The organism is Pseudarthrobacter sp. MDT3-1, from assembly GCF_054510755.1.
Genome location: NZ_JBTNDX010000049.1, coordinates 1 through 12,075, shown reverse-complemented (window position 1 = coordinate 12,075; position 12,075 = coordinate 1). Strand labels below are relative to the sequence as shown.

The window sequence follows — 12,075 nt, the reverse complement described above, 5'->3', positions numbered from 1 at the left end:
CCACCGAAACCCGCTACCCCGGCACCGACCGGACCCTGCGATTTGAGATCAAAAACAAAGAAACGTCAGCCAACAATTAAAACGCTATGTCCAGAGTCCTGAGTCCCGAAAGTGGTTGATTGGTCCCAGCATTTGCAGGACGCCCGCTCTCCGGCGGGTCCGCAGGCTCGGTGATGGCTAACTAATGCGGGGGTGTGTAGTTGCTGGAACGTGGCTATGTAAAGTATGCAGGAAATACTCTCTAGACCTGAAATACCGAGCGCCCGTTTCCATGTCCAATACTTTTTTGCTATTTGTTTATACGAAATTCCTATGAGACTTATGACGGCTCCTACGCTTTGTTCGATCCGGAAGCATCATGTAGGCTCCGAATGCTAGCGGCATAAACCGCATTGAATTTACGGACCGATTGCCCAAGGAGGCCGCAATTGACTGGTCATGCAAAGTCGTTTCGAACCACAGACGGCGTTCAGCTCGTCTACGATGACTTCGGATCCGGGCCCGCAATTCTGCTCGTCCATGGCTTCACCTGCCAGGCAGCGCATTGGGCATTCCAGCGCGAGGCACTCGTCGCCGCCGGATACCGAACGCTGGCCCTGGACTTGAGATTCCATGGCCGTTCGGACTCGCCAGTACACGGGCAACGCGTCTCCCGTCTAGGGAAAGATGTGGGCGAATTGATTGAGCACCTGCGACTTGACCAAGTGGCCCTAATTGGTCATTCCTTAGGAGTTTCGGTTTGTCTCTCGTATTTTGATTTATTTGGAACAAGCCGTGTACGAGCATTCACGGCGATTGATCAGTCGCCGAAAATTATTAATGACGAGTCGTGGGCCTGGGGTGTGAGGTCCGTTGATTGGACAAACGTCTGGGATTCCGTCAACGGTAGATTTCAATGGGGCAATCCGTCGCTTGAGCCGCCAGTGCCGCCTCACGTCGGGCAACTTTTCGCGGAAGTGGGCGGCCTTACGGATTTCCCCCCAGGGGCCGTGCTTCAACTGATGGTGGACCACTTCACTGCAGACTGGCGGGACGTCATTTCGACCGTCAATGTTCCCTCATGGGTGGCCACAGGCCGCTCCTCGCCGTCATTTCCGTTGGAAGGCATGCAGTGGTTCGCTGAAACTCTGCCGGACTCTTCCCTATCCGTATTTGAAAACAGTGGGCACTGCCCTCATTGGAACGAGCCAGAGGCCTTTAATCGGGAATTGCTCTCTTTCCTAGAGGGAACCCTGCGGTAAGGACTGAACCCTGAAAGACTAGAACTCTTCGGTCGTGATGGCTCCCAGAAAAGTTCTTAATTCGCCGGCCATGTCCACAGAGTCATTGTCCAAAAGCCACTGGACCTGCAGCCCGTCCATCAGTGCAACCAACTGCCGTGCAGCGGCCGCTGGCGGCACCCTGTGCCGTAGCATGCCTTGGCGATCCAGATCGGAAAATGCCTGGGCACCAACTTCTCGGACCCAGTTGTAGCGCCGTTGAAAGTACTCATGGGCGGGGTGAGTCGGGTCTGTCGACTCGGCCGAGAGGACGCAGTGGAGGGCGACGAGTTCGGGGACTGTGGTGTTGTTATGAACCAAACGGACGATTCCATGTAGGGTCTCTAGGCCGTTGTCCGTCACAATGCCCGCCGCTGCCCAGGAGTCCTCATCGCGAAGGGTAAGCACGGCCTCCAGCAGGGCTTCCTTGCTGGGGAAATGGTGGAGTAGGCCGGTCTTGGTTAGACCGATCTTGTCAGCGATGTCCTGGATAGATCCCGCGCGGTATCCGAACGTGGAGAAAACCTCGAACGCCGCTGTCAGGATCTCCTGGCGGCGCTCCTTTGTCTTGGCATAGCTCCCGCGCGGCCGTCCATGCCGTGGCCCTTGGGAAACCGCACTTGTCGCTGTTTCAGTCATCTTGGAACTCTAACAACTCTGGCTGGATGCCGCGCGAAGCCCTGCCTACTTTGTGCCTCACGTCACACTGAGCAATATTTTGCATGCGCACATTGAAAACATACCGCATGGTCAGTTTTCGTGCTACGGTCTTTCCCAATGGCAGTCCGTGGTGGACCGTCACTGACCGTGAAAGGGACCAATGATGTTCCGACCTAAGCGAATGGCCGCAGTTGTTGCCGCCGTTGCCCTGAGCCTCACCGGCTGCTCTGCCGGGGGAGACTCCTCCAGCGAGCAGACCTCGCAAACACTGACCCTGGGTACTCTCATGGCGCCCAAATCCTTCGCCGCTGCCGACTCCGACTTCGCCAATGTGTCGCCGTTCTACCAGGCCGTGTACGACACCCTGCTTCGCATGGAGCCAGACGGCACACTGGTTCCGATGCTCGCAACTGAGTGGACGTACAACGATGACAAGACCGTCCTGACACTGAAGCTCCGCGATGATGTGAAGTTCACCGACGGCACCGCCTTCAATGCCGATGCCGCCAAGCAGAACCTCGAGCGCTTCAAGGCAGGAACATCAGCAGACGCGCAGTTCCTGGCCGCCCTGCAGACGGCTGAGGCAGTGGACGCCACCACGCTGAAGCTGACCCTGTCCGCTCCGGACCCGGCGTTCCTGGGCTACCTGTCCAAGGACGCGTCGTTTATGCAGAGCCCGGCGTCCTTCGGCAACGCGGATATCGCCACCAACCCCGTCGGCTCGGGCCCTTATGTCCTGGACACGGCAGCCACGGTGACAGGCGCGTCCTACACCTACAAGACCAATCCTGACTACTGGGCCAAAGACCTGGTCCACTACGACAATATGGTCCTGAACGTCTACCCGGAACAGACGTCACTGCTGAGCGCAGTCAAGTCCGGGACGCTCAATGGCTCCCTCATTGATATTTCAATGGTTCAGGAGGCCGAAGCGGCCGGCTACAAGAACAATGCATTCGAGGGCAACTGGGTTGGACTGATGCTCTTTGACCGTGCGGGTACAACCAACCCCGCCCTTAAGGACGTCCGCGTCCGGCAGGCTTTGAACTATGCCTTCGACACGAAGTCGCTGTTGGATGCCGTGAACCAGGGACGCGGCACCCCCACTACCCAGGTGTTCCCGCCGTCGTCGGACGCGTACGACGAGTCCCTGGACTCCCGCTACGCCTACGACCCCGCCAAAGCCAAGGCGCTCCTGGCGGAGGCTGGCTACGCGAACGGGTTTAACCTGCAGATGCCGTCGACGCCGCTCGTCAACAGCTCGATTTTTGCGCTGATTACGCAGCAACTTAAGGATGTCGGAGTTACCGTCGAGACCATCGACGCAGGAAACAACTTCATTGCCGACCTGTTGTCAGCAAAATATGCCGCAAGTTACATGATTCTGGAGCAGCAGTCCGACTGGCAGCTGATCAACATGAAAATTGCTCCGAACTCGGCTTGGAATCCCTACAAATACGCGGATCCCAAGGTCGACGAACTGGTGAAGAAGGTCAACCTGGGTTCCGAGGACGAACAGAAGTCTGCGGCTAAGGAACTGAACAAGTACATCGTGGAGCAGGCCTGGTTCGCCCCGTGGTACCGCCCGGAGAACAGTTTTGTGACTGACGCCAAGACCAACGTGGAGCTGCAGACGGGCAACGTCTACCCCTACATCTGGTCCTTTACCCCCGCCTCCTAGCGGACAGCTGCCGGGCCGGGCTCCTAGCCAGGTCCGGCAGCCTCAGGAACCTTCCTTAAGGATTTTCGTATGTACCGATTCGTGCTGCGGCGCCTGTTTTCCGGTGTCCTCCTGCTGTTCGTCATCACCACGGTCGCCTACCTGATGCTGTACGCGGGCGGCGGCGACATCGCCCGCCGCCTCGTGGGCCCCACCGCCAGCGACGCCCAGGTTGCCTTGAAGGCCAGCCAGCTTGGCCTGGACCGCCCGCTCCCGGTTCAGTACTGGGACTGGCTGACCGGAGCCCTGACCGGTGACCTTGGCCGGTCCTGGTTCAACGGCCAGCTTGTCAGTGCAGGCGTCAGCAGCCGGCTCTGGGTCACCCTCTCCCTGGTCCTTGGCGCGGTCATCATTGCGGCTGTGATTTCCGTGGTCATCGGCGTGTGGGCTGCGGTCCGCCGCGGCTGGGTTGACCGTATGGTCCAATTTGTCGGGGTGCTTGGTTTTGCCATCCCAGGCTTCCTGATTGCCCTGGGCCTGGTGTCCCTGTTCGCGCTGAACCTCAAGTGGTTCAAGGCCACCGGTTATGTTCCTATTACGACGTCGTTCGGCGGCTGGGCTGCCACTGTCACCTTGCCGATCATCGCCCTGTCCATCGGCTGCATCGCCGCCGTGGTCCAGCAGGTGCGCGGCTCGTTGATCGATGCACTCCGCCAGGACTACGTCCGGACGCTGCGGGCCCGCGGTCTGTCCTTCAACCGTGTTGTCTACAAGCATGTGCTGCGCAATGCCGGCGGTCCTGCACTGGCTGTGCTCGCCGTGCAGTTCATAGGGCTGCTGGGCGGCGCCGTCATCGTGGAACAGATCTTCGCACTGCCCGGCCTCGGGCAGATCACCGTGGCTGCCACAGGCCAGGGCGACATCCCGGTCGTCATGGGAGTCGTCGTCGCGACGGCCGCCATCGTGGTGGCCGTCAACCTCATCATCGACCTCGCCCAGGGCTGGCTCAATCCGAAAGTTCGGCTGTCATGATCGAAACTCCCCTCGCACTGCCCGTCACGGCAGCCAAGGTTTCCCTTTTCCGGAAGCTTCTGACCCACCCCACGGGCGCAGTCTCGCTGCTTGTCCTGTTCCTGGTGGCACTGGCCTCGGTCCTGGCGCCGCTGCTGGCAACCCACGACCCCAACACGGCAAACCTGAAGGACGTGCTGGCCAAGGCCGGCTCCGAACACCTCCTGGGTGCCGATAGTGCGGGCCGCGACGTCCTCAGCCGGCTGCTGTTCGCCGGCCAGTTCAGCCTCGCCGGCGCCCTGCTGGCCCTCGCCGTGGCGCTGGTCCTCGGCGTCACCGCCGGCCTGATCGCCGGATACTACGGCGGCTGGTTCGACTCCGTCTCCTCCTGGCTCACCGGCCTGATGATGGCACTTCCCGGCATGGTGGTACTGCTCGCGGCCCGCGCCGTGCTGGGCCCGTCCATGTGGCTGTCCATGATGATCTTCGGCGTGCTGCTCTCACCGGCCTTCTTCCGGCTGGTCTACGCCTCTGTCACCGCTGTCCGCAACGAACTCTATGTGGACGCCGCACGGGTCGCCGGGCTCAGCGACTTCCGGATCATCGGCCGCCACATCCTGGCCGTGGTCCGGGCCCCTGTCATCATCCAGTCCGCAATGGTCCTGGGCATCGCCATCGCGATCCAGGCGGGCCTTGAGTTCCTGGGCCTGGGGGACCGGAACATCCCCACCTGGGGCAGCATGCTCAACGACGGCTTCATCAACATCTTCAAAGCCCCCACCCTTGTCCTGTGGCCCGCCCTGATCATCGGCCTGGTCTGCATCGCCCTGACGATGCTCGCCAACGCGATGCGCGATGAACTGGAACGCAGCAGCGGCCCGGTCAAGAAGAGCCGCAAAGCTGCAGCTACTGCCGCCATCGCCGAGGCCGAGGGCGCCGCTGAGAAGCGCGGTGCAGCCGCCTTCGTCCATCCCGAAGATCCCGCCGGTGCAGACAACAGCAACGCCGGGGAGCTGCTGCTGGAAGTTACCGATCTTGGCGTCGGCTACGACCAGCCGGACGGTTCCACCACCCACGTGGTGAACCATGTGGGCCTGACCGTCCGCCGCGGCGAAGTCCACGGCCTGGTGGGCGAATCCGGTTCCGGGAAGACGCAGACCGCCTTCTCCATCCTCCGGCTCCTGCCGCAGGGCGGACGCATCACCGGCGGCTCCATCTTCTTCGAAGGCAAGGACCTGGCGCACCTGACCGAGAAGGAAATGACCAAGGTCCGCGGGCAGCGTATCGCCTATATCCCGCAGGAACCGATGTCCAATCTGGACGGCGCGTTCACCATCGGCAGCCAGCTGATGGAACCCATGCGGGTCTGCCTGGGAATCTCCAAGGCCGAAGCCCGCGCCCGCGCCCTGGCGCTGCTGGCCAAGGTCGGCATTCCCAACCCGGAACGCACCTTTGGCGCCTACCCGCACCAGATCTCCGGAGGCATGGCCCAGCGCGTCCTGATCGCCGGCGCCGTCTCCTGCGAACCGGACCTGCTGATCGCGGACGAACCCACCACCGCTTTGGATGTCACAGTGCAGGCCGAAGTCCTGAACCTGCTCCGCGAACTCCAGGACGAACTGAACATGGGCGTGATCCTGGTGACCCACAACTTCGGCGTGGTGGCGGACCTCTGCGACCGCGTCTCCGTGATGCAGAGCGGCCGTGTGGTGGAAACCGGCCCCGTCCGCGCCATCTTCAACAACGCCCAACACCCCTACACCCGCCAGCTGCTCGACGCAATACTCGAAGACACGGCCCCACGCGGGCAGTACACCACCGCCGGACAGAACGCCGGTGGTGTGATCCCGTCCGGGGAGCCCAAGGAACTGAAAGGAGTGACGCCATGACCGACACCCTGCTCGACGTCAAGGACGTCGTCGTCGAATACCCCCTCAAGGGCTTCCGGAAAGAACCGTTCAAGGCCCTCAAAGGTGTTTCGCTGGACATCCGGCCCGGCGAGACTGTGGGCCTGGTGGGGGAATCCGGCTCCGGCAAGACCACCCTGGGCCGCGCTGTGCTGGGCCTGGCACCGGTCACCGGGGGCAGCATTAGGTACGGCGGCCAGGAGATTTCGAAGGCCACCCGCGCCCAGCGCAAAGAACTCAGCCACGAGATCCAGGTGGTCTTCCAGGACCCTTACACCTCGCTGAACCCGTCCATGACCATCGAGCAGATCCTCACCGAACCGCTCACCGTACGCAAAGTCGAACGCCAGACGGCCAACAAGCGCATCGCGGAGCTCCTGGACCAGGTCCGGCTGCCGCACGGCGCCGCGCATCGGCTGCCGCGTGAATTCTCCGGCGGTCAGCGCCAGCGCGTCGCTATTGCCCGGGCCCTGGCACTGGACCCCAAGCTGATCGTCTGCGACGAACCCGTCTCCGCCCTGGACCTCTCCACCCAGGCCCGCGTGATGGAACTGTTCATCGAAATTCAGGAGCGCACCGGCGTCGCCTACCTCTTTGTCTCCCACGACCTCGCCGTCGTCCGTCACCTAAGCCACCGCGTGGCCGTGATGTACCACGGTGAGATCGTGGAATGGGGCGAGGGCGAGCAGGTCACCGGAGCACCCGAACACCCCTACACACAGCGGCTGTTTATGGCCGCCCCGATTCCCGATCCCGACCGGCAGGCCCAGCACCGCGCAGACAGGCTCCGGCTCCTGGACCTCCAGCACCAGCAGGACGTCCAGGCCGGCGTCGCCTGACCTTTAACAGCACAAGCATCAGTACATCCCCCGCAGGAACAGCCAAGAAAGCCACCATGGAACTTCTCTCCACCGCACCCAACACTGACCAAAGCACCGACGCACGACTGAAGTCGCTCCTGGCTAAGCTGACGCTTGTGGAGAAGGTCCAGCTGCTGACCGGCCGCGACTTCTGGACCACCTGGCCCATCGAGAAGATCGGCCTGCGCCGCATGCTCTTCTCCGATGGCCCCACCGGGGTCCGTGGCGAGGTCTGGGACGAACGCCAGCCCTCCATGAACTTCCCCTCCGCCGCAGCCATCAGTTCCACCTGGGACCCCGCCATCGCGGACCGGCTCGGCGCCGCGTCCGCCGTCGAGGCCCGCCGCAAGGGCGTCGACGTCGTACTCGGTCCCACTATCAACCTGCACCGCTCACCCCTGGGCGGCCGGCACTTTGAGGCATTCAGCGAAGACCCCGTCCTCACGGCCGACCTCGCCGCGGCCTACGTCTCCGGCGTGCAGCGCAACGGCGTGGGCGCCACCCCGAAGCACTACATTGCCAACGATTCCGAAACCGACCGCTTCACCGTGGACGTCAAGGTGGGGGACCGGCCGCTGCGGGAGCTGTACCTGCTCGCGTTCGAAAAGGCCATTGTTGAATCCAAAGCCTGGCTGGTAATGAGCGCCTACAACTCCATCAACGGCGCCACCGCCACCGAAAACGAGCTGCTGGAAACCCCGCTGAACAGCGAATGGGGCTTCGACGGCGTCGTCATCAGTGACTGGACCGCTGTGCGCAGTATCAACTCCGCCAACGCCTCACAGGACCTGGCAATGCCCGGCCCCGACGGCCCCTGGGGCGAAGCCCTGGTGGTAGCCGTCAAAGCGGGCCAGGTCCCCGAAGCAGCCATCGACCGCAAGGTGCTGCGGATCCTGCAGCTCGCGGCCCGCGTCGGCGCGCTGGAGGGCTTCGACGCCGTCCAAGCCGAACCGGCGGACCGGGAGGACCCCATCGCGTTCGCCCGCGAGGTCTCCGCAGCCGGCACCGTGATGGTGAAGAACGACGGCGTGCTGCCGCTGGACCCAGCCTCCGTCAAGACGGTTGCGGTGATCGGCCACAACGCCCGTTACGCCCGCACCCAGGGCGGCGGCTCCGCCACCGTCATCCCCGAGAAGATCGTCACCCCGCTCGACGGAATCCGGGCAGCCTTCGGCTCAGACAACGTCACGTACAGTGTTGGCGCCGTGGTGCAGGAAGGCATCGCCGAGCTGCCGCTGGAACAGCTCACCAACCCCGTCACCGGAACCCCGGGCGTACGGGTCCGCTTCCTGGACGCGAACGGCGAGGAGGTCTTCGCCGAGGACCGCCGCTCCACCGCCCTGGTCTGGTTCGGCGGTGACGCACCCATCTCCGCGTCCTCCATGGTCCAGTTCCACACCATCTACACACCGGACGAAACGGGTACGGTCCGGCTGGGCTTCTCCACCGTGGGCCATGGCCGCATCTTCGTCAATGGAATCCTCGCGCACGAAGCGACGGTCGAAGCGGTAGGAACGGATTTGGGGGCCGCGTTGCTAGCCCCGCCCGCGGTTTCGGTGCCGGTGAAGGTGTGTGAGGGTGTCCCGATGCAACTCCGTGTGGAGCTCACGACGGACAGCGTCGGCGCATTATCCAATACGCTCGGAATCACCATCGGTGTCGAAGCTTACGACGCCGACCCCGACGCACTCATCACCAAGGCGGTGGAGGCGGCCCGCACAGCCGAGATCGCCGTCGTCGTGGTGGGCACCAACTCCCGCGTCGAATCCGAAGGCTACGACCGGACCTCCCTGGACCTGCCCGGCCTGCAGGACCGCCTGGTGCACGCCGTCGCCGCCGCCAACCCCCGCACCATCGTGATCGTGAACTCCGGCTCACCGGTCCTGCTGCCCTGGCGCGACGAGGTCGCAGCACTCCTGATCGGCTACTTCGGCGGCCAGGAATTCGGCCACGCCCTCACCGACATCCTCACCGGCGCCACCGAACCCGGCGGCCGGCTGCCCACCACCTGGCCTGCCACCCAGGAGGACGTGCCAGTCCTCAATGTCACCCCGGCCGCGGACGGGACGCTGACCTACGATGAAGGCATCCACATCGGCTACCGCGCCTGGCTCAAAGCCGGCACCACCCCGGCCTACGAGTTCGGCTACGGCCTCGGATACACCACCTGGACCACCGACAGCGTGGACGCACCCGCAGAAACGACCCCCGGCGCCGTCGTGCCCCTCAGCGTTGCCCTGACCAACACTGGGGCACGCGCCGGCAAAAACGTGGTCCAAGTCTACGCCGAAAATCCCGGCTCCGCCGTCGACCGCCCCGTCCGCTGGCTCATCGCCTCCACCCCCATCTGGGCCGAACCCGGCGAAACAGTGACCAGCGTGCTGGACGTCCCCACCCGGCTTCTGGCCTACTGGGACAACGGCTGGACCTACGAACCCGGCGACTACACACTCCGCATCGGCACCTCAGTCAGCGAACTTCCGCTGCAGGCCACGCTGGAACTGGTCCAAAACTAGCTCCTGCTCAAGGAAGGAAAAGACGAGACAGATGCCCGAGACAGGCACGCAAAATTCAAGTACGTCGATCGCCAGTCAGCTGATTCGCGAGTTGGAGCTGAATGGCCCCCTCCCTGATCCTCGAACTGACACGGACCACCAGTCGCTTGTGTCCATATACCCCGAGCTTGGCGCAATATCGGCAGTCGATATTACTGTCCCGACTCCGGAAGGAGGAGTTCCGGGACGTCTGTACCGAGCTCCCGGCGAGGCCCTTGCGGGCTTAGCCTGGGTGCACGGCGGCGCCTTCATCGCCGGAGACCTGGACATGCCCGAGGCTCACTGGGTGAGCTTGTACCTGGCGTCCCACGGCATTTCGGTTCTGTCACTTGACTATCGCAAGGCCCTTCACGGTTTGAAGTACCCCGCACCGTCGAATGATGTGCGGGCCGGGTGGCTGTGGGCCACTGAAAATCTCAGCGAGTTAGGATTGGCAACTGCTGATGACCTTCACCTCGGCGGCGCCAGCGCCGGGGCTGCGCTGACTGCCGCACTCACCGGACGGCTCAGGGATGATGCCGGGCAGATGCCGGCATCATTGCTGCTCGCCTATCCTCTCGTCCATGCCGAAATTCCGGCACTCAGCGAGGAACTTGGAAAGAAGATGGACGGCATTCCTGCTGAGCTCGCATTTGGGCCGGACTTCATCCACGACATCAATCTCAACTTCGCCGGCAGCGAAGACAGTTTCCGAGACCCCCACGCATTTGCCGGAGGGGGAGACCTCCACGGTTTTCCTCCTGTATACATCATCAATTCCGAGGCCGATACGCTTCGCGCTTCCGGAGAACTTTTTGCGGCCCAACTGGAGGCTGCCGGAGTGCCAGTCCGGATGGAGATGGAACCCGGCAGTATGCACGGACACTTGGACCACCCTCATTCACTGCCGGCCAGAAGCTCTGTTGAGAGGATGCTCCTCTGGCTCCGCAGCGACCGGTGCCGCGAACAGGGTCCAATCGTTGGCACAGTGCAGAACTAGAGAAAGGGCTTCAACGATGTCAGCCGTCACGGTTCCCACGCATAACCATTCCACAGGCACCACCGCTCCCGGGTTCGAGGACGTACGCGCGGAATTTGACGGCTACCTGGCCGACGACCCTAATTACAGCGCGCAGTTGGCCGTCTTTTGGAAAGGGCAGCTGGTAGTGGATCTTGCCGGAGGGGACGGGCTAAGGAACGACAACCTCATGGGAACCTTCTCCGCAACAAAAGGCGTGGCAGCGATTGCATTGGGCACTTTGATCAGATCCGGGGAACTCGACCTGGATCAGACTGTGGTCCACTATTGGCCGGAGTTTGGTGCCCGCGGGAAGGCCACGATCCTTATCCGGGAGCTTCTATCGCACCAGGCGGGGCTTATCAATGTAGACGGGGGACTAGAGACTGCGGACATACTGGACTCGCGTCGCGCTGCACCGAAGCTTGCGGGGCAGCGGCCATATTGGCGCCCGGGGACAGCGTTCGGCTACCACGGACTCACGATAGGAACCTTCATGGAGGAACTGGTGAGGCGCATTACTGGCCAGTCCCTGCAAGAACTCTATGAGGACAGCATCCGGGCACCCCGCGGCATCGACTTCTGGCTCGCACTGCCGCCGTCACAGGAGGACCGGTTCGAAGCGCTACGTCCCGCGCATCCCTCCGCCGAACAGCTGGCAATGATCAGCCAAAGTCCGACGGCGCCGGACGGTCTGGGCGCCCTGATGTTCAATGGGGTCAACAATCTCATACCACCGAACCTCGGACCCTACTCACCCAATCTGCGGGAAGTACGGGCCGCCGGACCCGCCGCCCTTGGCGGCATCGGATCGGCGAGGGGGCTCGCGCAGGTTTATGCCGCGGCTATTGGACTGCTGGGGGAGGCTCTCCTTGACCCCGATACTGTCGCAGAGATGGGACAGCAGCAGGTGTGGGGAGTCGATCGTGTCCTGAATTTCCCGACGGCGTTTGGGGTTGTTTTCATGAAGCCTCATCCCGGCAGTGATTTTGGCAGCTTCCGGGCCTTTGGCCACGATGGAGCAGGCGGAGCGCTGGGGTACGCTGACCCGCTTTACGATCTGAGCTTTGGTTACATCCCGCTTCAAATGCAACTTCCTGGCGGGGCGGATACGAGGGCGCTGCATCTTTCGCAGACCGTGCGAACTGCCATACGCCAAAGCTAAT

At 62.8% G+C, this 12,075-nt stretch carries 9 protein-coding genes; 8 read left to right on the top strand and 1 reads right to left on the bottom strand.

From position 1 onward, the window contains the following. The first annotated feature begins 428 nt into the window (after nt 1-428). A complete protein-coding gene (locus ACX80X_RS20580; RefSeq protein ID WP_459309581.1) occupies nt 429-1,241 on the top strand; it encodes an alpha/beta fold hydrolase in 813 nt (270 codons plus the stop codon). A gap of 18 nt (nt 1,242-1,259) precedes the next feature. Here the strand turns inward: ACX80X_RS20580 and ACX80X_RS20575 are convergent, their stop codons facing one another. Then, nucleotides 1,260-1,898 (bottom strand): TetR/AcrR family transcriptional regulator, encoded by a 639-nt coding sequence (locus ACX80X_RS20575; RefSeq protein ID WP_459309582.1) that lies wholly within the window; start codon nt 1,896-1,898, stop codon nt 1,260-1,262. A gap of 202 nt (nt 1,899-2,100) precedes the next feature. Between ACX80X_RS20575 and ACX80X_RS20570 the strand changes: the two genes are divergently transcribed. The 7 genes from ACX80X_RS20570 to ACX80X_RS20540 all read left to right on the top strand — a co-directional run bounded on the left by ACX80X_RS20570 (nt 2,101) and on the right by ACX80X_RS20540 (nt 12,074). Further along, complete coding sequence (locus ACX80X_RS20570) at nt 2,101-3,600, top strand: ABC transporter substrate-binding protein (protein WP_459309583.1); 1,500 nt, start codon at nt 2,101-2,103, stop codon at nt 3,598-3,600. Nucleotides 3,601-3,669: 69 nt separating this feature from the next. Next, entirely contained in the window at nt 3,670-4,611 is a 942-nt protein-coding gene (locus ACX80X_RS20565) for an ABC transporter permease (protein ID WP_459309585.1), read from the top strand. Further along, complete coding sequence (locus ACX80X_RS20560) at nt 4,608-6,479, top strand: dipeptide/oligopeptide/nickel ABC transporter permease/ATP-binding protein (RefSeq protein ID WP_459309586.1); 1,872 nt, start codon at nt 4,608-4,610, stop codon at nt 6,477-6,479. Before ACX80X_RS20565 ends, ACX80X_RS20560 begins: the two co-directional genes overlap by 4 nt. Continuing rightward, a complete protein-coding gene (locus tag ACX80X_RS20555; protein ID WP_459309588.1) occupies nt 6,476-7,336 on the top strand; it encodes an ATP-binding cassette domain-containing protein in 861 nt (286 codons plus the stop codon). Before ACX80X_RS20560 ends, ACX80X_RS20555 begins: the two co-directional genes overlap by 4 nt. A gap of 56 nt (nt 7,337-7,392) precedes the next feature. Then, nucleotides 7,393-9,873, top strand: coding sequence for a beta-glucosidase family protein (locus ACX80X_RS20550; RefSeq protein ID WP_459309590.1), 2,481 nt, complete (start codon nt 7,393-7,395; stop codon nt 9,871-9,873). Nucleotides 9,874-9,904: 31 nt separating this feature from the next. After that, nucleotides 9,905-10,891, top strand: a complete 987-nt coding sequence (locus tag ACX80X_RS20545) for an alpha/beta hydrolase (protein WP_459309592.1) — start codon at nt 9,905-9,907, stop codon at nt 10,889-10,891. Between the two features lie 16 nt (nt 10,892-10,907). Next, complete coding sequence (locus ACX80X_RS20540; protein WP_459309594.1) at nt 10,908-12,074, top strand: serine hydrolase domain-containing protein; 1,167 nt, start codon at nt 10,908-10,910, stop codon at nt 12,072-12,074. Nucleotide 12,075: the final 1 nt, after the last annotated feature.

What these genes read in the sequence shown, in the direction of transcription:
- ACX80X_RS20575 (WP_459309582.1), bottom strand. Translation starts at nt 1,898, where the DNA reads ATGACTGAAACAGCGACAAGTGCGGTTTCCCAAGGGCCACGGCATGGA.
- ACX80X_RS20570 (WP_459309583.1), top strand. Translation starts at nt 2,101, where the DNA reads ATGGCCGCAGTTGTTGCCGCCGTTGCCCTGAGCCTCACCGGCTGCTCT.
- ACX80X_RS20565 (WP_459309585.1), top strand. Translation starts at nt 3,670, where the DNA reads ATGTACCGATTCGTGCTGCGGCGCCTGTTTTCCGGTGTCCTCCTGCTG.
- ACX80X_RS20560 (WP_459309586.1), top strand. Translation starts at nt 4,608, where the DNA reads ATGATCGAAACTCCCCTCGCACTGCCCGTCACGGCAGCCAAGGTTTCC.
- ACX80X_RS20555 (WP_459309588.1), top strand. Translation starts at nt 6,476, where the DNA reads ATGACCGACACCCTGCTCGACGTCAAGGACGTCGTCGTCGAATACCCC.
- ACX80X_RS20550 (WP_459309590.1), top strand. Translation starts at nt 7,393, where the DNA reads ATGGAACTTCTCTCCACCGCACCCAACACTGACCAAAGCACCGACGCA.
- ACX80X_RS20545 (WP_459309592.1), top strand. Translation starts at nt 9,905, where the DNA reads ATGCCCGAGACAGGCACGCAAAATTCAAGTACGTCGATCGCCAGTCAG.
- ACX80X_RS20540 (WP_459309594.1), top strand. Translation starts at nt 10,908, where the DNA reads ATGTCAGCCGTCACGGTTCCCACGCATAACCATTCCACAGGCACCACC.